This is a genomic window from Frankia sp. EI5c (assembly GCF_001636565.1).
Classification (GTDB): domain Bacteria; phylum Actinomycetota; class Actinomycetes; order Frankiales; family Frankiaceae; genus Parafrankia.
Genome location: NZ_LRTK01000033.1, coordinates 1 through 22933, shown reverse-complemented (window position 1 = coordinate 22933; position 22933 = coordinate 1). Strand labels below are relative to the sequence as shown.

Below are 22933 nucleotides of genomic sequence, written 5' to 3'. Positions count from 1 at the left end.
TGGTAGCCGGGCCGGGTGGTAGCCGGAGAGCACACGGGCAGGCGGGAGTCGCCGCCGCTGGGTGGCGGTCCGCGGCGGCAGGTGTCAGTGCGCCCGTGGGGCGCGCTGGCCGCGCGGGATCAGGTCTCGGTGGCTGGTCGGGTGCCGCGGGCGCCGCGGAGGGCGGAGTACCGGCCGCCGGTTGGCCGGGGCTGCGGATCGAACGCGGCAAGGAGTCAAGCGGGCGTCGGACAGACGGACGTCGCGCGAGCGGGCGGACATCGTCGCGGGCGGACATCGAACGGGGGCGTCAGGCGGGCGGACATCGAGCGGGCGGAGCGGGCTCGTGGATCCGGCGCCGGCGCCGGCGCCGGCCCGTGGTCAGTGACGTGCGGCGCGGGCGGAGGCGGGTCAGGACCGGCGACGCTCCCGAGCCGGCACGCCGACCGCTGCCGGGCGACACAGGTCGCTGGCGGTCAGCGCGAAGTCGACGTAGCGACACGCCACGGCGAGGAATGTCCACCGCATAGGTGAAGAATGCCGGATGAGCTGGGAAATCGTCAATCGTTGCGGATGACCACCTCCCCGCCGCCCAGTCGGGCGGCGGGCGGCCGGGATTCGCCCGACGGACATCACGGACATCTCGCCGGCGGTACGGAGCGGTGAGGCGCCCCACTCCGGCGTGACCGCGGTCACTTGTTCACCGCTTGACTGAACAATGCCGGTCGGTGAGAGTGGGACACANCCCGGTGATCGCAACGGACCAAAGCCCTCCGCCCGGTCCCGCCGTGCCCGGTGGTCCTCACCGCACCCGCGCACGGCGGCTGACACCGCGCGGTCCCGGGGAACCAGGCGGTGCCGGACAGCGGCCACACAGGTCCGGGCAACAGCCAGGGAATGCCGGGAAGCAGGTGCGCGGCGTCGGAAGGCGGTGCTCAGCGGCGGGAACACCATCGCCCGGGCCGCTGCCGACCGCCGGCAGGTCCGCCCCGAAGGACGCCGACCGCCGGCCGGAAACAGCTGCCACCCGGGCGGGCAGGGCCCTGACCCGGCCCGGCGGCCCGCCGCCGCGGTCCCTCCGCACACGCAACTGGAGAGAGCGAGACCACGATGAGCGCCCCGCCCAGCCCTCGCGGCACCACCTCGCCACACACCTCGCCACACACCTCGCCGCGGCCCTCGCCGCGGCCCTCGCTGGTCGTTCTGGCCGGCAGCCTCCGGGCCCCGTCCCGCACCTCCACCGTCGCCCGGCTCCTGGCCCGGCAGCTGGCGGACGCGCTGCCCGTGCGCCGTCCCGGCACCGTCGAACTCGCCCCGATCGCGCCCGACCTCTTCACCGACACCCAGCGCCAGGTGCGCGCAGAGCTGGCCGCGGTCCGCGGGGCCGGGGTGCTCGTGGTCGCCACCCCGGCGTACCGGGGCCAGTACACGGGGCTGCTCAAGGCGTTCCTCGATCTGCTGCCGCCGGACGCCCTCGCCGGCACGCTGACCGTCCCGGTGATTGTCGCGAGGTCTGCGGAGCACCGCCTCACCGCCGACATCACGCTGCGCGCCGTGCTCACCGAGCTCGGCGCGGCCCTGCCGGTGCGTTCCCTCACCCTGCTGGCGTCGGCGCTCGACGACGTCGAGCAGCACAGCGAGTCCTGGATCCGCACGCACCTGCCGGTGCTGCGGGCCGTCCTGTCGGCACTCGCGCCGCCGACAGCTCCGTTCAACGGGAGCCGGCCGGCGGCCTGAGCCTCCCCCGCGGTACCGAAGATCTGTCACGGCTGTCGACTCCCCGTCTCAGGCGGCGGACGTCGCGGTCGCCCGCGCCGACTGATCGCGCGCCGCGGTGTGCCGGTTCTCCGGGACGGGCAGGCCGAGGTTGCCGCGCAGCGTGGTGGATTCGTACTCCGCGCGGACGACGCCGCGATCACGCAGGATCGGCAGCACCTCGTCGGTGAAACGGGCGAACTCGCTGGGCACCGTCACCGTGAGGTTGATGCCGTCGAAGCCGCCGCCCTCGAACCAGCGCTGGATCTCGTCGGCGACCGTCCGCGGCGAGCCGACGAAGGGCGACCGGTGCGCCCGGAGCTGGCGTTCGACCACCTGGCGCAGCGTGAGGTTCTCCGCCCGCGCCAGCTGTTTGATCGACTCTGCCTGAGTCCGGAAGCTGAGCGCCCCCGCGTCGCCGACCTCGGGAAACGGTGCGTCCAGGTCGTACTGCGAGAAGTCGTGCCAGCCGAAGGGGCGCCCCAGCTCGGCCAGTGCCCGTTCGAAGCTCTTCGCGCCGAGAGCCGCCTCCTCCTGGGCTCGGGCCTGCTCGTCCGTGTCGGCTATGGTCAGGGAGATCCCGGGGATGACGAGCAGCTGGTCGGGGTCGCGCCCCTTTGCCGCCGCCCGCGCCCGCAGCTCGGTGCGGAACGCCCGCGCCTGCTCCAACGTCACGGCATGGGTGAAGATCGCGTCCGCGACGCTCGCGCCCAGGTCACGCCCCTCCTCCGAGTCACCGGCCTGGAAGATGACCGGCTGCCCCTGCGGGGTGCGCTCCAGGTTGAGCGGCCCGGCCACCGCGAAGTACTCGCCGCGGTGGTCCAGCGGATGCAGCCGGCTGCGGTCGAGGAACACCCCGCGCTCCTTGTCCCGCGGGAAGGCGTCGGCCTCATAGGAGTCCCAGAGTCCCTGGGCCACCCGCACGTGCTCGAGCGCTCGGCCGTAGCGGGTGGGGTAGTCGTAGTGCTCGTCCCGGCCGTAGTTGCCGGCCGTTCCGGCGTCGCCGCTGGTCACGACGTTCCAGCCGGCCCGGCCGCCGCTGATGTGGTCGAGCGAGGCCAGCCTGCGGGCGACGTTGAACGGCTCGTTGTAGGAGGTGGTGAGCGTCCCCACCAGGCCGATGTGGCTGGTGTGCACGGCGATCGCCGACAGCAGGGTCAGCGGCTCCAGCCGGCTCAGGTAGTGGTGCGGCGAGTCCGGGGTGATGAACTGGCTGTCCACGATGAAGATGTGGTCGAACTTCGCGGCCTCCGCCGCCCGCGCCCGGGCGATGTACCAGTTGACGTCCACGCTGGCGTTGCCGGGGATCTCAGGGCTGAGCCAGGTGTTGTGCTGCCCGGGGCCACCGACCCCGAAGAGGACCGCGCCCAGTTTGAGCGTGCGAGCAGACATCGGTGGGACCTTCCTGGTCGGGAGGCGGGCACGCCGGGGCGCACCACCGTCCGCGGCCGGCGCTGGCTCCGCCGGCGCTGGCCCCGCCGGTGGGCGGGCGCTGACGGCACGGGGAAGAAGGCGGGCAGGGGAACGGCGACGAGAGGAGACGGGAGGGACCGGGTGCTCGGCGGCGGCCCAGTCCGGCGGCGACCCGGGCTCGGTTGTCCCCCGCCCGCGTCGGGCAGGCAGGGGCCGGGGGCGGACAGGCGCCGGCTGCCGGCTGCTTACCGCCGACTGCTTGNCGCCTGCCGCCTGCCGCCTGCGGGCGGGTCGGTCAGCGACAGCGCGTTGTCTGGCTGCGCCCGAGATCGAGCCAGCGACAACGTGTGAGCAACACGAGGGCCGACCGGTTCATGCCGTTGAGCATGCGGCGAGCGCTTCTGGATGTCCAACTACGCTTCACGATGACGATCTATCGCGTCCAGTGATAATTTCTATTAATCCGGTGGGGATGATAGGGTTTTCGGTAGTCTGCCCTCATGAGACGCACCCTGGACATCGCCCCGCTGCGCAGCTTCGTCGCTGTCGCGGACTGCGGCGGTTTCCAGCGGGCCGCGTCCGCGTTGCATCTGAGCCAGGCGGCCGTCAGCCAGCACGTGCGCCGTCTCGAGTCCGCGACCGGGCGGGTCCTCGTCGAACGCCAGGGCCGCGGCTCGCGGCTCACCCAGGACGGCGAGCACCTGCTCCGCCAGGCCCGGCGGATCCTGGGGCTGCACGACGAGACCCTGCACAGCTTCAGCCCCGCGGTCGAGGAGACGGTCGTCATCGGCTCGACCGAGCACGCCGCCTCCCAGCTGCTGCCGTCCCTCAACGGTGTGCTGGAGCAGTCGCTGCCACACCGCGTCCTGCGGTTCCGCATCGGGCGGGGCTCCCGGCTGCGCGAGGAGCTCGACGCCGGCCGGGTCGACCTGGCGCTGCTGCTCGGCCCGGCCGACGATCCGCGGGCCCGACCCGTCGGTGAGCTGGAGCTGGCCTGGTACTCCGCCCCCGCCTGGCAGCGCCCGGCGCCGGCGGTCCCGGTGCCCGTGGTCGTCTTCGACCAGCCCTGTGCCCTGCGCACCCGGGCGATGGAGACCCTGACGCAGCACGCGATCCCCGCGGTTATCGGCGCGGAGGCGACCCAGCTCGCCGGCGTGCAGGCCGCCGTCCGGGCCGGCATCGGGGTGGGTCTGATGGCCACCATGGGCCAGACCCCCGAGGGCCTGGTCGCCCGGGACGACCTGCCGCGGCCCGAGCCGCTCCCGCTGGCCGTCTGGTCCCGGCACGGCCTGCCGGCCGAGATCACGCGGCAGGTCACCGGAACGCTACGTCGGCTGCTCGCACCCGGCGCGGCCGCGGGATCCGGAGGAGCCGGCGCGGCCGCGGGATCCGGCGCGCTCGGCGCAGCGGCGGGGTCCGGCGCGCCCGGCACGCAGCTCACACCACCGGCGCAGCTCACTCCACGGGCGCAGCTCGCACCGAACGCGCAGGTCGCTGATCAGGCATTCCGGAGCCGCCGCGTGGCGGAGACTACGATGGCCGGCAAAGGGTCGTGACTGGCGCGCTCGGGTGGAACTGACCACCAGGGAGCGACGAAGCTTGATGGCGGTGCCGCGCGCCTGGGTACCTCCGACGCCCGACGTATGTCCGCGTGGAGGTCCACATGCACGAGCCCACCATGAAGCACCTGTCCGCCGCCGACCNCGAGATCGCCGGCCTGGTCGAGGCCGAGGCCCAGCGGCAGTTCGAGAAGATCCGCCTGATCGCCTCCGAGAACTACGTCTCCACGGCGGTTCTCGAGGCCTCCGGGTCCGTCCTCACCAACAAGTACTCCGAGGGCTACCCCGGCAAGCGCTACTACGAGGGCCAGCAGTTCATCGACCCGGTCGAGACCCTGGCGATCGAGCGGGCCAGGTCGCTGTTCGGCGTCGAGCACGCCAACGTCCAGCCCTACTCCGGCTCCCCCGCGAACCTGGCCGTCTACCTCGCCTTCCTCCAGCCGGGCGACAAGGTGATGGGAATGGCCCTGCCGTCGGGCGGCCACCTCACCCACGGTTGGACGGTGTCGGCCACCGGCCGCTGGTTCGAGGGGATCCGCTACGGCGTGCGCCAGGACACCGGCCGGGTCGACCTGGACGAGGTTCGTGACCTCGCCCTCGAGCACCGGCCCAAGGTGATCTTCTGCGGCGGCACCGCGATCCCCCGCACGATCGACTTCCCCGCCTTCGCCGCGATCGCCCGGGAGATCGACGCCGTGCTCGTCGCCGACATCTCCCACATCGCCGGTCTGATCGCCGGTGGCGCCCACCCGTCGCCGGTGGGCCATGCCCAGGTGATCACCACGACCACCCACAAGACCCTGCGCGGCCCGCGCGGCGCCATGATCATGTCGGATGGCACGCACGCGGCGGCGCTCAACAAGGCGGTGTTCCCGGGCCTTCAGGGCGGCCCCCACAACCACACCACCGCCGCCATCGCGGTGGCACTGCGGGAAGCCGCGGGCGACGACTTCCGGGAGTACGCGCACCGCGTGGTCGCCAATGCGCGCGCGCTCGCCGAGGCGCTTTCCGACCGTGGTTTCGACCTCGTCACCGGCGGAACCGACAACCACCTGATCCTCATCGACCTGACCAGCCGCGGTGTCGCCGGCAAGCCGGCCGCGAAAGCCCTGGACCGGGCCGGCATCGAGCTCAACTACAACACCGTGCCGTTCGACCCGCGCAAGCCGTTCGACCCGTCGGGCGTTCGGCTGGGAACCGCCGCCATCACGACCCGCGGCCTGCAGCCGGAGCAGATGCCGACGCTCGCCGCCTGGATCGACGAGGCCGTGAAAGCCGCGGGCGACGACGACGAGACCACCATCAACCGGATCTCCGGTGAGGTACGCGACCTGATGGCGGCGTACCCGATGTCCGGGTGGGTCTGATTCCGGTCCTGATCCCGGTCTGATTGCGAGTCTGATCACGCCGGTCACCGGTGAACCGGTGACCGGCGACCGGGACCCCTACACCCCACCAGCCCCCCGGCCTCCGACAGTGGCCGGCGAGGGTGACATCAATGCCTGATCGCCGGATCGCGCGAATCCATCGGATGAACGGGCCACACACCCTGGGCCGCAGGCAGGGCGCCGCGGGCCCCGAACGGTGACGGCGACCCGTCACGGGCCGGCCCGCCCGGCCAACCTGCCGCGCCGAGTGGCGCGACGGGGACCAACCAGCTCCCGACCAACGCGGTGACCAGCACCTTCAAGGGCCCCGAGGGCGCTCGCCGGCCTCCCGGCGGACGGAATCCCCACGCGCCAGTGCCGGCGGATGTCTCGGCGACGGCAAACTGAAGAGCTCTTTGTGGGCTTCCCAGAAATCAGCTATCACCGGCTCGCAAAAGCCGAACGAGCCTCCATGCCAAGCCCCCCCGTAACGGAGACACGAAAAGCCCTTTAGTTGCTCGAACAGAACACCGGCACGCGCCCGGAAAACTGGCCAGTACCGCCAGAACAAACGACGACCTCCAGAAGAGCACGACCAGAAGCCGGAACCTGCGCGACCGCTACCGCCTGATGAGGCACCTGTCGGCGCCGGTTGCGATCACCCTGGGTTCCAGCGAGGGCATCCGAACCTGGGGTGAACCTCACATTCGCGCCATGTGGGAACCTCCGGGGCGCAGCCGCCGATCGTCCGACGCTTCGGTCGTCACGCACGACGGACAGCCCCGCCACCTTCCGCGACGTCGACTGCCGACGGGTGCGCCGATCACGCTGCGGTCGCGCACTGCGGCTCACTGCGCGACCCCGTCGACCTCCTTCGCCGCGTAGGGTGTGCACCTTCGAACCCTTTGCACGCATCGTGACGAACATGCGCCACCGAAACGGGAAAACTAGTACTTGCGACTACCGTTAGTAGTTCGTTACGGTGTCCTGGCTCCAAGCAAGCGACGGGCCGTACGCCGAGTTCTGCCCTTGGCCCGTCGTCCCTCCTAGCGACCGCCAGGGCAGAAGCGGGGGAACCATGTTCCTCCGGAGATCGCCGCACACCCGCGGCTCTCCTCGGGGTGAAGTCGGCCGCTCTGACGCGCCGACCGGGCTTCCCGGCCCGAACCCGACAGCTAACCTCGCAGGCGTACGGGAAGGATCTTCGTATGCGCGTGTACGGAAAAGCAGTCGGGGCTGGCAACCGTCCCCCGGGAAGACGCGACGGCCGTATGGCGCCCGCGGTCCGGGGTTGACACCAAAAATCTAGGCCCAGCGCGACCAGAAATCTCTGACGCCGGCAGCAGAACGCGCGTCGAATAATGCGCTCTTCCTGGCCTCACCCAGGCGCAATTTTTTGATCCGTACACGGATCATCCTTGCCTGGTGGAAGCCGGCACCCGCCTGCTCTTCAACCTAGAAACGAGAGTTCTTGATGTCGATCGGAAAGCACCGCAAGCCCGCCCGCACCCGCACCCGCGGGCGCGGACGTTCCGCCGTCGTCGCCACTGCCAGCGTGATCGGCGCGTCCGCCGGGCTGTTCTTCTCCGCCAGCCCGGCGAGCGCCGCGGTCACCTCGGACGTGTCCATCGCGCAGGCGGCGAAGAACGCCGGGCTGCAGAACTGCCGGGGAATCTNGCTGAGCACCTGGGTGGCGGTCGCGCTCGCCGAGTCCGGCGGCAACACCACCGCCCACGCGACCGTGGGCGAGGACTCCCGCGGCCTGTGGCAGATCAACATGCGCGCGCACGGCAGCTGGGTCGGGAGCCGCAACCTGTACGACCCGAACGTCAACGCCTGGGCCGCGAAGCGGGTCTGCGACAGCCAGGGCATCCGGGCCTGGAGCGCCTACACGAACGGTATGCACGTGAAGTACCTAGCCCGCGGTGCCGCCGCGGCGGCCGCGGTCGGCAGTGGCCGGACGACGCTCGTCGCGACCACCGGCAGCAGCGCCAGCGCCAGCGCCAAGGCGACCACCACCACGTCCACCAGCTCGGGCTACATGCGGCTCGGCGTCGGCGGCGTGCGCTGGGACGTGGCGCTCGTCCAGCAGAAGCTGCGTGACCTCGGCTACCCGATCGTCGTCGACGGCAAGTTCGGGCCGCAGACGAACCACATGGTCATCGACTTCCAGAAGAAGCACGGCCTGGTCGCGGACGGCGTCGTCGGCCCGCGCACGCACAAGGCTCTGTTCGGCTGATCCTGCGTCGGCTCGGCTGATCCTGCGTCGGCTCGGCTGGTCCTGCGTCGGCGAATCGCNGCCGGACCAGCGACTCACCGTGGCTTCGGTGGACCGGGCAGCCGGATCCAGGCAGTCTCGGAGGCTGGGCCCGGGGCCGTGCGCGGCTCCGGGCCGAACCATCCCACGACGCAGGAGCGATGTTGTGCTGACCAGGATCGACCATGTCGGAATTGCCGTGGCCTCGTTGGAGGAGGCCATCCCTCGCTATGAGGCGGCGTTCGGCCTGAAGGTCGCGCACCAGGAGGTCAACGAGGCGCAGGGGGTGCGCGAGGCCATGCTGCTCGTGCACCTGGGCGACACCGGCGGTTCCTACGTCCAGCTGCTCGAGCCGACCCGGGAGGACACCCCGGTCGGCAAGTTCCTGGCCAAGAAGGGCCCGGGCATTCACCACATCGCCTACGGCGTGGGTGACATCGACTCGGCGCTCGCCGCGCTCACCGTCGCCGGCTTCGACCTGGTCAACAAGACCCCGGTGCACGGCACCGCCGGCAGCCGCATCGCCTTCATGCACCCGAAGGGCCTCGGTGGCGTGCTCACCGAGCTCGTCGAGGCGCCCGCGGGCCACTGACATCAGGTGCGCCCGGTGTTCCGGGTGCACCTGATGAACTCCCGAGGGCCACGCCGGCCCGGGCCCGCGAGTTCCGCGGCCCGGCCGGCCCGGCCACGGCCCCGCCTCGGCATCCGGCCGGAAATGGGTGGTACGCGGATCAGATCGGGATATTCTCCCGTTCCGCCCGACTGGCACAGCTGTGGCCGGCGGATGTCGGTACAGGGGGGCTCCAGATGGACCGATCCGCGATCAGACGCATCCGCAGCGCCATCCGCGCGGGCCTGCCGGCACTCGCGCTCCTCGCGGCCCTCGGGCTTTCCGGATGCGGCGCGACCGGCGACCAGGACGCCTCACCGTCGCCCACCACCGCGCCGACCGGCCCGGGCGATGCGGACACAGGCACCACCGGCGCACCGGCGCCGCCCCCGGCCAGCGCGGCCGCCGGCACGTCCACCGGCACCCCGGTCTCTCCCTCGGACCCCTGCGGCCTCATCACGCAGCAGGAGGCCGAGCGGCTCGCGGGCACCTCGCTGGACAGCCCGGCCGCCGTCGACGAGACGTGCACCTACACCGCTCCGCCGAGCGGACCGACCGCGCAGGTCGAGGTCCGTGTCGGCCAGACGGCGCTGGACTACTACTCCGCCGAGCGCGGCAGTGCCCACAAGCTCGTACCGCTCGCCGGCGTCGGCGACGAGGCCCACATCGGGGAGTACATGTTCTACCTCGTCAAGAACGGCCACCAGGTGTCCGTCAAGCTGGTTCGCGGCAACGACCCGGCGGAGAACCGCGGCCCCCTCGAGAACCTGGCCCGCACCGTCGCCGGCCGACTCTGACGCCCGGGCTCGGCGCGTCCCCACCCGCCGAGCCCCCGCCTGCTGAACCCCCGGTGCGCGCTCACCACAGCACGGCGATCGCGACGTTGGCCACCGCCAGTCCGCCCGCGGCGTGGGCCAGCGCCGCCGGGGCCTCCCGTCCGCGGGCGTTGCCCACGACGGCGACCCCGGCGACGGCCGCGGCGACCACGAGCTTCACGGCGATCTTGGCGTTGTCCAGGTCGCGGTCGACGGCGCCGCTCGACGCGAGCGCCACCAGGATCATGCCCGTGACGATCTGGACCAGGGCACCGTGCAGGATCCCCGGAGTNATGAGCGGGTGCGGTGCGCGGATCTGCGCCAGCCACCCCCCGACGATCATGGCCATTCCGACCAGGTGCAGCACGACGATGACGTTGTAGATCACACCCACAGCGCTATTTCTACAGCACGTAGAACAGCGCGGTGAACCAGGGGATCAGGGGATCAGCTCAGCGACGGCTCTTCGGCGCGGACCAGCTGTTGGTCGGGATCGGGTCGAGCGGCACCACCGCCGAACCGTCCCAGCGGAACCGCACCGTGGACGCACCCGCCGACGGGCAGCACATCGGGTCGTCGGGCCGGTACAGATCGTACTGGAGCGCCACGACGTCGCCGGTCGACCACACCCACCGCACGTTCGCGCTGGCTGTGGTGTCGGTACCGACGAACCGTCCGCGGTGGAAGAAGAACGCCTGCTGCGGATGGCCGTCGACGGAGGTCGACAGTCTCCCGACGATGACGCTGAGATCGTGGGTCGGCTCGTAGCCTCCGGTGGTCAACGGCGTGTAGCCGCGGTCGCGGACGAGCCGCGACGCCTGCGCCAGTGTCAGCGCGGCCGTCGACGAGGAGCCGCCGGCCGGTGCCGACGGCGCCGACGGCAGTGCCGCGCTGGTTGGCGCGGCGAGCGCCGGCGCTGTCACGGCGGCTGTCCCGGCGAGACCGGCAGTGGCTGCCAGGATGAGTATGAGCACGGTGCGACGCATAGTGATCGCCCCCTTGGCCTAGTTTCTGCCGACCGGGAGACGGTAGGCGCACCTGCCGCCCGCCGCCCGCTCCGGAGGTGATTCGCGCACTATCTGCCCGCCGCCGCTCCCGCCGCTCCAGCCCCTCCAGCCGCTCCCGCGGCTGCCGCCGGTGCGGTCGTCCGGTCAGGTCTGGCCAAGGAACATCAGGACCATCCCTCCCGACATGATCAGACGGGTGGCCCGTGGCACGACCGGCTCCGGGAAGACCCGCATGAGCCGCGCCACCAGCGGCCGCGCGGAGGAACGGGCGGCCCGCCGGGCAGGCAGGCCGACCAACGCCACCAGGCACGCTCCGGCGAAGAGGACGACGCACCACGTGCCGGCCGCGCCGTCGACGCCCACCGGCCAGCCCGCGAAGCCCACCGCGCCCGACATGCACGCCATCGCCGCCGCCTCCACGACGAGCATGGCGCAGCACGACCACACCCCCGGCAGGCCGCACTGCGGATGCGTCACGACCACGACCAGCAGCGAGACGGCCAACGTCAGGTACACCGCCACGAACGGCCAGGATCCGACGACCCGCTCCGGCCCGGTGAACATGACCGCCATTCCGGCGGCGACCAGGACGTGCCCGACCTCGATCCAGCCGTAGGCGCCGGCCATTCCGCCGCCTCCGCCCTGCCGGGCGGGGCTGGCCGGGCCGGCCCCACCCGCCTGGGCGAGTGGGGCCGCCGCCCGGCGTGCACGCAGCGTTCCCCGCAGGCGCCCGAGATGGATCACCGCGACCACCACCGAGGCCGCTCCCGCGAGGTACGCCACCGGGCCGGGCAGCGGCACCAGTTCGACTGCGGAGTGGCGGTGTGTCACCCTCCGGAAGCGAGCCCGGCTGCCACCAGGGAGCTGAGCCGGCCCTCACGGGCCTCGTCCAGAATGACCTCCAGCTGCTCGACACTCATCTGGATTCGCTGACCGAAATCATCCGTGATGACGATGCGGCGCTCGGCCGGCGCCTCGTGGTCGATGTAGAGCTCCGGGCAGCCGCAACTGCACTTGCCGCAGAACGTGATGACGTGACTCAGCGCATCGGAACCGCTCATGGCACCTCTCTGACCCGACACGAGGAAGATCTGACCGGACACGAAGAAGGGAAGATCATCTGAGTGTAAGACGCGCGGGGCCCCGAACCGGGCGGTTCCGCGCACCATCACACCGCCGCGCACCGGCGCGGCCCGGGTGCTCCACGGCGCACGGCCGGCACCCGGCAGCGCCGCCCGCCCGCGCTCAGTTGTGGCGCGCGGCCTCCACCCAGGCCAGCACCGCGAGCACCCGCCTGTTCTCGGACGGCTCCATCCGCAGCCCGAGCTTGGTGAAAATGCTGGCGATGTGGGACTCGACCGTCTTCGGGCTCAGGTGCACCCGCTGGGAGATCCCGCTGTTCGACAGCCCCTGGGCCATCAGTTCGAGAATCCGCCGCTCCCGCCCCGACAGGCCGCCCAGCCGCCTGGACTGGGGGTACCCGGCGAGCAGGCGCGCGGCGATGTGCGAGTCGATCACCGGCTGGCCGTCCCGGAGCCGGTCGAGGGCCTCCTTGAGGGCCTGCCGGTCGGTGATGTTGTCCTTGCGCATGTAGCCGATGCCCGCGGCGCCGTCGGCGAACAGGTCCGCCACGAAGGGGTCCTCGTCGTGCGCGGTGACGACCAGGATTCCGAGGTCCGGGTGCTCGCGCCGCAGCTCGCGGGCGGTCAGCAGACCCTCGTTGGTCCTGGTGGGCGGCATCCGCATGTCCACGATCACGACGTCCGGCACAGCGGTGCGCACGGCCGCGAGCAGCTCGGTCCCGGTGGGCACCGAGGCCGTGACCTCCACGCCGATCGTCGTGAGCAGAACACCGAGCGCCTCCCGGATGAGGCCGCTGTCCTCCGCGATCGCAACACGCACACCGGATCTTCTCACAGGCCCGCGCCACCTCCGATCATGCGGGAAAACCCCTGGTTCTTCCGGGGCAGGGCCGGTGGGAACCGGGCCGGGCGTCCGGTAGACCTGACCGATGTCTGTCGGCTCGGAGCGCTCGGCGACGACCCGGCTCCTCCTCGTGGCGGTGGTCACGGCGCTGGTCGTGACCACCGGCACCGTCGCGGCCGGTTGGCGGTACTGGGCGGGGCACCCGCTGATCGCCGTCCCGAACGTCGGGCTGGTGGTCGTGCTGACCGGGGCCGCGCTGCTGCTGCGGGCCCACCCGTCATCCCGCCGGTGCGGCACGCTGCTGGCCGCCGCCGCTGTTTCCAGCGCGGTGACCTGGCTGCTCAGTTACGACACCGGCGTGTTCCCGCTGGTGGGCAGCTTCGCCCAGTCGATGTTCTGGCTGACCTACGGGTGGGGGCTGCTGCTCTACCCGGGGAACGCCCTACGCGGGCGGGCCGACCGGTGGTGGGTCGGGGCAAGCGCCGCGATCCTGCTGCTCGGGCAGGGGCTGACCGTGCTCGTCTCCCGCCCGGCCTGGAACGGCTTCTCCCCGGACGTGCTCTGGCCCGCCCCGCTGCTGCTCGACCACACCGCCTTCCGCACGGTCCTGGATGTGGTCACGGTCCTCTACGTCGCGGTCCCGGTGGCGTTCATCCTGCTCGCCCTCGTCCGGATCCGGGCCGCCCGCGGGCTCGATCGCGTCGTGGTCGGCCCGATCCTCGTGTCGGCGGGCGTCACCGCGCTCGTCGCCGCGGCGACCTACCCGAGTCTGATGGCGGACCCGTCCCTCGCCCGGTTGGCGGACTCGGTCGCGTTGCAGGGCGCGGTGTCCCTCGGCGCTCCCTGCGCCCTGCTCGCCGTGTGTGCCCACCGCCACCTGCTGGTCGCGACCACAGCCGACCGCCTCCGCGCCAGAATCGGCTCGCCCACCCCGCGCTCCGTCCAGGCGGCGCTGCGCGCGGTGCTGCGGGACGGAGAGCTGCGGGTCTACTACCGCCAGGACCGCCAGGACCGCCAGGACCGCCAGGACCGCCAGGACCGCCAGGACCGCCAGGACCGCCGGGACCGCCGGGACCCCCGGGACCGCGAGCCCGAGCACCGCCGGGGCCCCGGCCAGGCCGAAGACGGCGGGCCCGGCCCGGACGTGTTCGTCGACCTCGACGGCCGGGTCGTCGACCTGCCGGCGCCGCCGGCCCCGGGCGGTCGCGGCACCGGGGAGGACGGCGCGGTCCGGGCCGGCCGCTGGTACCTGCCGGTGTGGACGCCGCTCGGCGAGCTGCGCGCCCTGCTGAGCCTCGACCCGGCGCTGCGCCACCACCGCCGCCAGGTCGACGCCGCGGTGGCGGCGGCGACGGCGGCGATCGAGTGCGCCGGGGCACAGTCGGGCCTGCGGGCCGAGCTCGTCCGCCTAGGCGACGCGCGGCGCCGCCGGGCTCTGCTCGGTTGCCGGGAGTGGGAGCTGGTCGGGCGCGAGCTGGACAGTCGGGCCCGCGGCCTGGCCGACCTCGCCGCGGTGGCCGGTGACATCGAGCGCTCCGTCGCCGAGCCGGGAACGGCCCGTGCCCTCGCCGAGATCGCCGAAGGGCTGCGTGCGGCCCACGGGGAGCTGGCCGCCATCACCGACGGCCTGCGCCCGGACCCGGTGGGTCGGGAGGGGCTGCGCGGCGCGCTGGAACACCTGACCACGACGTTGCGGTGCCCCAGCCTCCTGCGAGTCTCGGTCACGCACGCCGACCCCGCGGGCGAACGCGCGATGTACCTCGCGCTCGCCGCGACCCTGCGGGGCCTGCCCGGGGCGGACGGCGGCCCGGTACGCATCGAGGTGCGCACGGAGGCCCGGGCCGACGGCACCGCCATCGTCGGCGAGGTGACCACCGGCGACGGGAACCGGCTCGGCCGGGGCGCGCACGCCGGGGCCGACCACGTCCGGGCGCTCGGCGGTTCGATCTCCGTGCATCGCGGCGCCGACGGCCTCACCACCCGGCTGACCGTCCCATGCGGGTAGCCCTCGCCGACGACAGCCCGCATCTGCGCGCCGGGCTGCGGGCGCTGCTGGCCAGCCTCGGCGCGGAGGTCGTCGCCGTGCTGGGCCGCGGTGACGACCTGGTCGACGCGGTCACGGGCGCCCCCGCCACGGCCCCGGTGGACGTCGCCCTGGTCGACATGCGGATGCCGCCGACCCACACGGACGAGGGGCTGCGAGCGGCCCGGCAGATCCAGGCCCTGCGGCCGGGCACGGCGGTGCTGGTCTTCTCCGCGGACGACGACGCGCCCCACGCGGCCGAGCTGCTCCGGGGAGCGCCGGGCGGGGCCGGTTACGTCCTGAAGTCGACCATCACCGACCGCGACCGGCTGCGTTCGCTGCTCGGCCGGCTCGTCGAGGGTGACCTCATCGTCGACGGCGACGTCGCCCGCCAGCTGCTGAGCCGGCTGGGGCCCACCTCCCCCATGGCCGCACTGGACGAACACCAGCGCGCGGCGCTGCTCACCGCCATGCGCGGCGAGGAGTTCGACGAGGCCGTCCTCTCCGGGCTGAGTGAGTCTGTCGGCCTCTCCGGCCTGGGACGGCACGCCAACCCCGGCCGCGGCGCCGGTGGTGGTGGTGGGCGCGGGGGGCACGTGGCCCGCGAGGTCATCTCCTGGCTGCTCACGCACAGTTGACGGCCCCTCCGCCCGCCAACGGAGATCGCGACCGGTCGCCTCGAGTCCCGGTCGGTAAGCCTCAGCGGGCCGTCCCGCCGCGGGCGTGCCGCAGCCGCAGCACGGCCCGCAGGATGGCGGACGTGCCCGGCACCGGGTCGAACCTGGTGACATCGAGGCCCGGTACACCCGGCCGGCGCGCCGCCACCGCCCGCGGCCGGGCGAACTCGCGCAGGCCGTCGGCGCCGTGGATCCGGCCGAACCCGCTCTCGCCGCTGCCACCGAACGGCAGCCCCGGGATGGCGGCGAACGACAACACGGAGTTCACCGACACCATGCCCGCGTCGAGCCGGCCGGCGATCTCCTCGCCCCGGCACCGGGAGAACACCGCCGCGCCCAGCCCGTAACGGCTGTCGTTCGCCAGCTCGACCGCCTCGTCCACGTCGGTGACCGTGCGCACGGTCACCGTCGGCCCGAAGGTCTCCTCCCGCACCGCCGCGCTGTCCTCGGGCACGTCGACCAGCACGATCGGGTCGATGTGCCGGCCGCGCAGCGACTCCCGCCCGCCGACCACGGCGGAGCCCCCGCGGGCGAGGGCGTCCTCGACATGCCGCCGGACGACGTCGGCCTGGCCGGGCATCGTCATCGGGCCGTAGTGCGCCCCGGTACCGGAACCGGAGCGGATGTCGGCGAGCTGGCGGCGGAGATGGGTGAGGAAGGCGTCGCGCACCCCGGCGACCACGTAGACGCGCTCGACCCCGGCGCACGTCTGACCGGCGTTGGAGACCGCGCCCCAGGCCAGCGCCCGGGCCGCCGCGGCCAGGTCGGCGTCCTCGGCGACGATCGCCGGGTCCTTGCCGCCGCATTCGGCGACGACCGGGGTCAGGGTCTCGGCGCAGCTGGCGAGCACCCGGCGGGCGGTCGCCGCCGAACCGGTGAAGGCGATCTTGTCCACTCCCGACCGGCACAGGGCGGCCCCGGTCTCGCCGCGGCCGGTCACCACCGAGAGGACACCGGCGGGCAGGTCGGGATTCGCGGCGGTGAACGTGTCGGCGAGGAGCAGGCCCAGCGCGGGGGTCAGCTCACTCGGCTTGAACACGACGGTGTTGCCGGCCGCGAGGGCGTAGGCGATCGAGCCGACGGGTGTCAGCAACGGGTAGTTCCACGGTCCGATGACCCCGACGACGCCGTAGGGCCGGTACCCGACACGGGCGGCGTGATTGATCATCAGCAGCCCGCTGCGCACCCGCCGGGTGCGCAGGACCCGCCCGGCGTTGCGGGCCGCCCAGCGGATGTGCTCGCAGGTGAGGAGCAGCTCGACCCGGGCGTCCAGGTGCGGCTTGCCGTTCTCCGCGTGCACGAGGTCGACCACCTCGCGCTCCCGCGCGGCGAGCCTGGCCGCCCAGCGCAGCAGCGCGCGGCGCCGGCCGTCGAAGCCGCCGGACCGCCACGCCGCGGCCGCCGAGGCCCCCACGGCCACCGCGGCCGCCACCTCCTCGCCGGACATCACCGGGTAGATACCGAGGACCTCGCCGGTCGCCGGGTTGTGTGACTCGAACTTCGTCTCCACGCCGTGACCGTCCATCGCGTGCCCGTCCCTCCCGTGACCCCGCCCGCTCGCGCCTACCTTCCCTGGAAGACCGCGGCGCGTTTCTCCGCCCGGGCCAGGCGGCCTTCCCGGGCGTCCTCGCTGGCCCAGCATGCCTCGTAGGCCGCGGTCACCGCCGCGGACGGCTTCGCGGCGGACTCGGCGAACTCGTTGAACGCCCGCTTGGAGTAGGCGAGTGTCAGCGGTGCCAGCCCGGCGAGCTCCGCCGCCCAGGCCAGGGCCACGTCCAGGCCGCCGGCCCGCTGGACGAAGCCGAGTTCGAGCGCGCGGCTCACCGGCATCGTCTCGCAGCCGAGCACCACCGCGCGCGCCGGTCCGCCGCCGACCAGTTCGGCGAGCCGTCCCAGCGTCCACGGGTCGACGGCCAGGCCCAGCCGCGCCGTCGGGATCGCGAACACGGCCTTCTCGGCGGCCACCCGCAGGTCCGCGGCGAGCGCGAGTTGCAGGCCGGCCCCGATCGCCGGGCCGTTGACCGCCGCGATCACCGGCACGGGTGCCTCGGTGATCGCGTGCAGCGCCCCGTAGAGGGCGTCGGTGAACGCCTCGCCGTAGACCTGGTCGAGATCCGCTCCCGCGCAGAAGCTGGTTCCGACCCCGGTGAGGACGATGACGCGCGCCCCGGCGTCGACAGCCCGCCCGATGCCGGTCCGCAGGCCGACGCAGTGGTCGACGTCCAGCGCGTTGCGGCGATCCGGGCGGTCGATGCGAACGACGGCGATCCGGCCGCTGGCCGCGGCCTGGCCGGCCGCCGCGGGCTGCACAGCCGCCGCGGGCTGGCCGGTGGCGGGCGGCTCGCCGGTGGCGGGAGACTGACCGGATCCGTCGCGAAGCTCTACGTCTATCACGGCGTCAACCCTCCCAGATCTCCGCCCGCTGCTCCCGCAGTAGTGACGAGCCGCCGACGAGCACATGATCGACCAGTGACCACGGGCTCGGGTCGGGCAGGGCGAGGACCTCCCGGCGCAGCGCGGCCGCGGCGGCGTCGGCCTCGGCGCGCACCTGCTCGAACCAGGCCGGCTCACGGGTCCGCGCCAGCAGGCGGCCGACCCGGTCTATCGGGTCGAGCGCCCGCCAGCGGGCGACCTCGCCCGGCTCCTGGTACCTGGTGGCGTCGTCGGATGTCGTGTGCGGCGCCATCCGGTAGGTGTTCGCCTCCACCAGCACCGGCCCGCGGCCCGAGCGGGCGTGGTCGAGTGCCCAGGTCGTCACCGCGTGCACCGCGAGCACGTCGTTGCCGTCGACCCGGATCCCCGGGAAACCGAAACCGTCGGCACGGCGGGCCAGCGGGACGGGTGACTGGCGGCTGCTCGGCGTGGAGATCGCCCACTGGTTGTTCTGGCAGAAGAACACCACCGGCGCGTTGAAGCTCGCCGCCCACACGAAGGCCTCGTTCGCGTCCCCCTGACTCATCGCGCCGTCACCGAGATAGACCATCACCGCCTGGCCGTCGTCCAGCGGCCGGCCGTCGCCCAAGGGCTGGCGGTCGCCGCCGTCGGACGTGGGCGTGCCCCGGCCGGCTGCCTGGTCCATGCGCACGCCCAGGCCGTAGCCGACGGCGTGCAGGGTCTGCGAGGCCAGGACCAGGACGTAGTTGGCCACCCGGTACCGCTCGGGATCCCAGCCGCCGTGGGTCACCCCGCGCAGCAGGCGCAGGACGTCGACCGGAGGTATGCCGCGGTACCAGGCCACGGCGTGCTCCCGGTAGCTGGGAAACAGGAAGTCGCCGGACCGGGCCGCCGCGGCGGAGCCCACCTGCGCCGCCTCCTGCCCGCGCAGCGGAATCCACAGGACCAGCTCGCCCTGCCGTTGCAGCGCGGTCGCCTCCTCGTCGAGTCGGCGGGCCCGCACCATCTCCCGGTAGAACGACTCGGTCTGGCGAGAGCCCGCACCCGGCGAGAATCGCGGATCATCGACCGGTACCCCGCCCGGCGTCAGCAGCCGCACACCCGCGTCAAACGGCGTTCCGTTCTCACCGGGTTCCGCGATCAATGCCATCCGCACTCTTCCCGTCTGTTCGACGCCTCGTTTGCGACACCGGGGCCGAGGGGACACCGGGGGTATCCATCACCCGACCCAGGGGGCCGTCTGTCGTGTTTCAAATTCTGTGGATTGTGCTGGCAGGTCTCGTCATCGGACTTCTCGCGCGCTTCATCGCACGCGCCGTCGGACGCGGGCGGGAGGATATCCCACTCTGGCTCACCGTCGCCATCGGTATCGTGGGCGCTCTGGTCGGAAATGTCATAGCGAGCGCGATCGGTGTGCGTAACACGGCCGGCATCGACTGGATTCGCCACATTCTTCAGGTCGGCGTCGCCGTCGCCCTCGTGGCACTTGTCGCTCCGCTGTGGATGAACCGCCACCGCACGCACAGTGACCGCGGCGACCGCTTCACGATGCACCGCTAGACCCGCCCCGCGGGGCCCCGACCAGCCCGGTCAAGGCCCTGGCTCGGGGTCGGGGCCCGGGAGGGGCCGGGGCCGACGAGAACGGCTCTGGCCCCTGGCCCCGGGCCCGGTCCACCCGGGCCCGGGGCCGGCCGGCTGCTGCGCTCACGAATCCATTCTCCCCGGCCGTCTGGTTCCACGCCGACAGGCGGGCCACGGCCCGTCCGAGGGGCGCCGGGCCGGTCAGACGACCGGGCCGAGGTTCTTCTCCAGAACGACGAAGACGAGGTCCTCGCGGCGCGGCCGGCCGAACCGCTCGTCGCCGTAGGGGAAGGGCTCGTGGCGTTCCGTGCGCCGATAGCCGCGCCGCTCGTACCAGGCGATCAGCTCCGCGCGAAGTGAGATCACGAGCATCTCCATCCGCGGCGCGGACCACTCCCGCCGCGCGAACTCCTCGGCGGCGGCGAGAAGCCGGTCACCGACCCCGCCGCCCTGCCGCCGGGGCCGGACGGCGAACATGCCGAAGTACGCCCCCGCGGGCCGGCGCTCGAGCTGACAGCAGGCCACCACCTCGCCGGCCGCGTCGGCCGCCACCAGGAACCGCAGGTCGGGCTGGGCGAGGGACTCCGCGATCATCGCCGGGTCCGTCCGCTGGCCGTCCAGCAGGTCGGCCTCGGTCGTCCAGCCGGCGCGGCTGGCGTCGCCGCGGTAGGCGGACTCGATGATCTCGACGAGCACCGCGGTGTCGGACGGCCCGGCGACGCGGACGAGCAGCCCGGCTCGTCCGGCGCGGGCGCCCGCTTCGCCGCCCATCAGGCGGCCCTGCCGAGCAGTTCGGCACTCAGCCGCGGCAGGACGGCGCTCAGCTGCCCGTCGAGAGTGAAGTCCGCCCGGGCATCCCCACGGGTGGGCCCCTGGTTGACGATCCCGACCGGGATGCCGAGCTCCCCCGCGCGGAGCACGAAGCGGTAGCCCGACATGACCGCGAGCGAGGAGCCCAGCACCAGCAGGGCGCGCGCCGAGCCGACCAGGGCGACCGCCGCCGCCAGCCGTTCGGGCGGGACGGTCGCGCCGAAGAACACGACATCGGGTTCCAGTTCACCGCCGCAGTCCGGGCAGCCGACCATGACGAAACCGGCGATGTCCCGATCCGCCAGCGAGACATCGCCGTCCGGGTTGACCTCCGCGCCCAGCGGCGAGGCGGCGGAGATCCGGGCGCCGAAGCCCGGGTTCGCCTCCCGGAGGCGGCGATCGAGTTCGGCGCGGGCGCTGACCGCCCCGCACTCCCGGCAGCGCACCCGGGCCAGGTTCCCGTGCAGGTCGATCACCCGGCGCGAGCCGGCGGCCCGGTGCAGGCCGTCGACGTTCTGGGTGACGACCCCGGCGAGCAGGCCCGCCGCCTCGAGCTCCGCCAGGGCGAGGTGCCCGGGGTTGGGGCGCGCCGCCGCGACATGGCGCCAGCCGAGATGGCTGCGGGCCCAGTAGCGGCGCCGGGCATGGACGTCCCGGGTGAACTGCTGGTGGGTCATCGGGGTGTGCCGGCGCAGCGATCCGTTCGGGCCCCGGTAGTCCGGGATGCCGGAACCTGTCGAGATTCCGGCGCCGGTGAGCACGGCGACACCGCCGCCGGCGACAAGATCCCGCAGGGACGCGAAGGTCATGCTCCGAGGGTAGGACGCGCGGCGCTGCCTCGCGGATGGCCCGCTGTCGGGTGGTGTCACCCATAACGCAGACGTACCGTTAGGCCGTGAACACGCACTGCAAGGAACCGGCGGAGGCCGCTGGTCCGAGCGCCCCGCCCTGCCACCCGGCCGGTGAGCTGACCGGCGGGCTGACCGGCGAACCCGACCACTGTGTGACGTGCTCCGACGAGGCGATCGAGATGGAGATCGTCCGGATGGAGGAGGGCGGCCTCGCGGTCGCCAGGGCGTCGGCGGGGGTGGCGGAGATCAGTGTCGCCCTGGTGGCGGCACAGCCGGGCGACACCGTTCTCGTCCACGGCGGGGAGGCGATCGCCATCGTGTGAGTGCTCAGCGATCAGTGATCGGTCAACGACGGAGGGGGTGGAGATCCGTGTCCACAGTCGAGGACCCGATCCACATACTCTGGATCAACGCCGGCCTGAGCTGCGACGGGGACTCGGTCGCGCTCACCGCGGCGACACAGCCCAGCATCGAGGACATCGTGCTCGGCACCCTGCCGGGCCTGCCGAAGGTCAGCGTGCACTGGCCGCTCATCGACTTCGAATCCGGCCCCGAGCAGGGCGCCGACACGTTCATCGAATGGTTCCGCAAGGCCGACAACGGCGAGCTGGACCCGTTCGTCCTGGTGGTCGAGGGATCCATTCCGAACGAGGACCTCATCACCGGCGAAGGCTACTGGAGCGGGTTCGGGAACGACCCGGAGACCCGCCAGCCGATACCCACCAGCACCTGGCTCGACCGGCTGGCCCCGAAAGCGCTCGCCATTCTCGCGGCCGGGACGTGCGCGACCTACGGCGGGATACACGCGATGGCGGGGAACCCCACCGGCGCCATGGGCGTGCCGGACTATCTCGGCTGGGACTGGAAGTCGAAGGCACAGATCCCGATCGTGTGCGTTCCGGGCTGCCCCGTTCAGCCGGACAACCTTTCGGAGACCATCACCTACCTCCTTTACCAGGCGAGTGGCCAGGCTCCCATGATCCCGCTGGACGAGCAGCTGCGGCCGCGCTGGCTGTTCGGGGCCACCGTGCACCACGGCTGCGACCGGGCCGGGTACTACGAGGAGGGCCAGTTCACCACGCAGTACGGCACACCCCAGTGCCTGGTGAAGATCGGCTGCTGGGGGCCGGTGGTGAAGTGCAACGTTCCCAAGCGCGGCTGGATCAACGGGGTCGGCGGGTGCCCGAACGTCGGCGGAATCTGCATCGCGTGCACGATGCCCGGGTTCCCGGACCGTTTCATGCCGTTCATGGACGAGCCGCCCGGCGCCCACCTGTCGACCGCGGCCAGCGGGGTGTACGGCGCGGTCATCCGCAGGCTGCGGGCGATCACCGCGCGCAAGGCCGACATCGAACCGCACTGGCGCCACCGGGACGGCCACGCGCCGCGCCATGCCGAGGAACCGCGGGAGAAGGTGCTGACATGACGACCACCTCGGAGCACAGGGAAACCGGCGCCCGAGGCTCCAGCCTGTTGGAGATGTCGTGGGACCCGATCACCCGCATCGTCGGCAGCCTCGGCGTCTACACGAAGATCGACTGGCCGGCCCGGCGGGTCGTCGAGTGCCACAGCACCTCGTCGATCTTCCGCGGCTACAGCATCTTCATGAAGGACAAGGACCCGCGGGACGCGCACTTCATCACCAGCCGCATCTGCGGGATCTGCGGCGACAACCACGCCACCTGCTCGGTATACGCGCAGAACATGGCCTACGGCGTGAAACCCCCACCGCTCGGCGAATGGATCATCAATCTCGGCGAGGCCGCCGAGTACATGTTCGACCACAACATCTACCAGGAGAACCTGGTCGGGGTGGACTACTGCGAGAAGATGGTCGCCGAGACGAACCCCGAGGTCCTCCAGCTGGCCCGCACCACCGAGTCACCCCACGCCGGGGAGCACGGATATC

At 72.7% G+C, this 22933-nt stretch carries 23 protein-coding genes, 1 pseudogene and 2 riboswitches; of the genes and pseudogenes, 14 read left to right on the top strand and 10 right to left on the bottom strand.

The genetic code is table 11. The features are described from left to right. Positions 1–1089 precede the first annotated feature (1089 nt). Positions 1090–1716, top strand: a complete 627-nt coding sequence (locus UG55_RS17025; protein WP_083986905.1) for an NADPH-dependent FMN reductase — start codon at positions 1090–1092, stop codon at positions 1714–1716. Between the two features lie 48 nt (positions 1717–1764). On the opposite strand, the gene UG55_RS17020 is transcribed toward UG55_RS17025, so the two are convergent. Further along, on the bottom strand, positions 1765–3126 hold the full coding sequence (locus UG55_RS17020; protein ID WP_066069914.1) for an NtaA/DmoA family FMN-dependent monooxygenase: 1362 nt from the start codon (positions 3124–3126) through the stop codon (positions 1765–1767). Positions 3127–3410: 284 nt separating this feature from the next. Here UG55_RS17020 and UG55_RS30100 point away from each other — a divergent pair. The 7 genes and pseudogenes from UG55_RS30100 to UG55_RS16995 form a co-directional block, all read left to right on the top strand. Then, a partial coding sequence (locus UG55_RS30100; RefSeq protein ID WP_206779381.1) for a hypothetical protein occupies positions 3411–3596 on the top strand: 186 nt, incomplete at its 5' end. Positions 3597–3647: 51 nt separating this feature from the next. After that, positions 3648–4703 carry a LysR family transcriptional regulator gene (locus UG55_RS17015; protein ID WP_083986904.1) on the top strand — a complete coding sequence of 352 codons (1056 nt, stop codon included), beginning with the start codon at positions 3648–3650 and terminating at the stop codon, positions 4701–4703. After that, positions 4690–4779, top strand: a riboswitch (ZMP/ZTP riboswitch). Its footprint overlaps the gene before it by 14 nt. A gap of 72 nt (positions 4780–4851) precedes the next feature. Then, on the top strand, positions 4852–6073 hold a 1222-nt coding region (gene glyA, locus UG55_RS17010), incomplete at its 5' end, for a serine hydroxymethyltransferase (RefSeq protein ID WP_242424659.1). 1044 nt (positions 6074–7117) lie between these two features. Next, positions 7118–7277, top strand: a riboswitch (cyclic di-AMP (ydaO/yuaA leader). A gap of 270 nt (positions 7278–7547) precedes the next feature. Then, a pseudogene (locus UG55_RS38260) lies at positions 7548–7749 on the top strand (peptidoglycan-binding protein); the annotation flags it as partial. Between the two features lies 1 nt (position 7750). Then, positions 7751–8312: peptidoglycan-binding protein (locus tag UG55_RS17005; protein ID WP_242424658.1), on the top strand; the 562-nt coding region annotated here is incomplete at its 5' end. Between the two features lie 184 nt (positions 8313–8496). Next, positions 8497–8922, top strand: coding sequence for a methylmalonyl-CoA epimerase (gene mce / locus UG55_RS17000; RefSeq protein ID WP_066069905.1), 426 nt, complete (start codon positions 8497–8499; stop codon positions 8920–8922). 215 nt (positions 8923–9137) lie between these two features. Next, the gene (locus UG55_RS16995) at positions 9138–9737 is read left to right on the top strand and encodes a hypothetical protein (RefSeq protein ID WP_066069902.1); all 600 of its coding nucleotides are present in this window, start codon (positions 9138–9140) and stop codon (positions 9735–9737) included. Between the two features lie 470 nt (positions 9738–10207). Here the strand turns inward: UG55_RS16995 and UG55_RS16985 are convergent, their stop codons facing one another. From UG55_RS16985 to UG55_RS16970, 4 genes are all read right to left on the bottom strand, one after another. Then, on the bottom strand, positions 10208–10741 hold the full coding sequence (locus UG55_RS16985) for an LppP/LprE family lipoprotein (protein WP_066069896.1): 534 nt from the start codon (positions 10739–10741) through the stop codon (positions 10208–10210). 165 nt (positions 10742–10906) lie between these two features. Then, complete coding sequence (locus UG55_RS16980; RefSeq protein ID WP_066069893.1) at positions 10907–11593, bottom strand: DUF5134 domain-containing protein; 687 nt, start codon at positions 11591–11593, stop codon at positions 10907–10909. Further along, the gene (locus UG55_RS16975; protein WP_066069983.1) at positions 11590–11823 is read right to left on the bottom strand and encodes a hypothetical protein; all 234 of its coding nucleotides are present in this window, start codon (positions 11821–11823) and stop codon (positions 11590–11592) included. The genes UG55_RS16980 and UG55_RS16975 overlap by 4 nt, the downstream gene beginning before the upstream one ends. Before the next feature lie 184 nt (positions 11824–12007). Then, positions 12008–12664 (bottom strand): response regulator transcription factor, encoded by a 657-nt coding sequence (locus UG55_RS16970; protein ID WP_066069890.1) that lies wholly within the window; start codon positions 12662–12664, stop codon positions 12008–12010. Between the two features lie 109 nt (positions 12665–12773). Between UG55_RS16970 and UG55_RS29515 the strand changes: the two genes are divergently transcribed. Together UG55_RS29515 and UG55_RS16960 are read left to right on the top strand one after the other, a co-directional pair. After that, positions 12774–14693 (top strand): hypothetical protein, encoded by a 1920-nt coding sequence (locus tag UG55_RS29515; protein WP_066069887.1) that lies wholly within the window; start codon positions 12774–12776, stop codon positions 14691–14693. After that, positions 14684–15349 (top strand): response regulator transcription factor, encoded by a 666-nt coding sequence (locus UG55_RS16960; RefSeq protein WP_066069884.1) that lies wholly within the window; start codon positions 14684–14686, stop codon positions 15347–15349. The genes UG55_RS29515 and UG55_RS16960 overlap by 10 nt, the downstream gene beginning before the upstream one ends. Positions 15350–15410: 61 nt before the next feature. Here UG55_RS16960 and UG55_RS16955 read toward each other — a convergent pair whose 3' ends face one another. Genes UG55_RS16955 through UG55_RS16945 form a run of 3 tightly spaced genes read right to left on the bottom strand, consistent with a single transcriptional unit; the run spans position 15411 to position 18932 of the window. Then, entirely contained in the window at positions 15411–16913 is a 1503-nt protein-coding gene (locus UG55_RS16955; RefSeq protein WP_066069881.1) for an aldehyde dehydrogenase family protein, read from the bottom strand. 38 nt (positions 16914–16951) lie between these two features. Continuing rightward, the gene (locus UG55_RS16950) at positions 16952–17782 is read right to left on the bottom strand and encodes an enoyl-CoA hydratase (protein WP_083986903.1); all 831 of its coding nucleotides are present in this window, start codon (positions 17780–17782) and stop codon (positions 16952–16954) included. Positions 17783–17786: 4 nt separating this feature from the next. After that, complete coding sequence (locus UG55_RS16945; RefSeq protein ID WP_066069878.1) at positions 17787–18932, bottom strand: thiamine pyrophosphate-dependent enzyme; 1146 nt, start codon at positions 18930–18932, stop codon at positions 17787–17789. Between the two features lie 95 nt (positions 18933–19027). Between UG55_RS16945 and UG55_RS16940 the strand changes: the two genes are divergently transcribed. After that, on the top strand, positions 19028–19342 hold the full coding sequence (locus UG55_RS16940) for a GlsB/YeaQ/YmgE family stress response membrane protein (protein ID WP_066069876.1): 315 nt from the start codon (positions 19028–19030) through the stop codon (positions 19340–19342). Between the two features lie 222 nt (positions 19343–19564). Here UG55_RS16940 and UG55_RS16935 read toward each other — a convergent pair whose 3' ends face one another. Next, entirely contained in the window at positions 19565–20134 is a 570-nt protein-coding gene (locus tag UG55_RS16935; protein WP_066069874.1) for a GNAT family N-acetyltransferase, read from the bottom strand. Beyond that, positions 20134–20982: a Sir2 family NAD-dependent protein deacetylase gene (locus tag UG55_RS16930; RefSeq protein WP_066069871.1), complete on the bottom strand. Its 849-nt coding sequence runs from the start codon at positions 20980–20982 to the stop codon at positions 20134–20136. The genes UG55_RS16935 and UG55_RS16930 overlap by 1 nt, the downstream gene beginning before the upstream one ends. Before the next feature lie 86 nt (positions 20983–21068). Between UG55_RS16930 and UG55_RS16925 the strand changes: the two genes are divergently transcribed. The 3 genes from UG55_RS16925 to UG55_RS16915 form a co-directional block, all read left to right on the top strand. Continuing rightward, a complete protein-coding gene (locus tag UG55_RS16925) occupies positions 21069–21347 on the top strand; it encodes a hypothetical protein (RefSeq protein WP_066069868.1) in 279 nt (92 codons plus the stop codon). Positions 21348–21394: 47 nt separating this feature from the next. After that, positions 21395–22450: a hydrogenase expression protein HypE gene (locus UG55_RS16920; protein WP_066069865.1), complete on the top strand. Its 1056-nt coding sequence runs from the start codon at positions 21395–21397 to the stop codon at positions 22448–22450. Beyond that, positions 22447–22933: nickel-dependent hydrogenase large subunit (locus UG55_RS16915; protein ID WP_199865164.1), on the top strand; the 487-nt coding region annotated here is incomplete at its 3' end. The genes UG55_RS16920 and UG55_RS16915, both read left to right, overlap by 4 nt.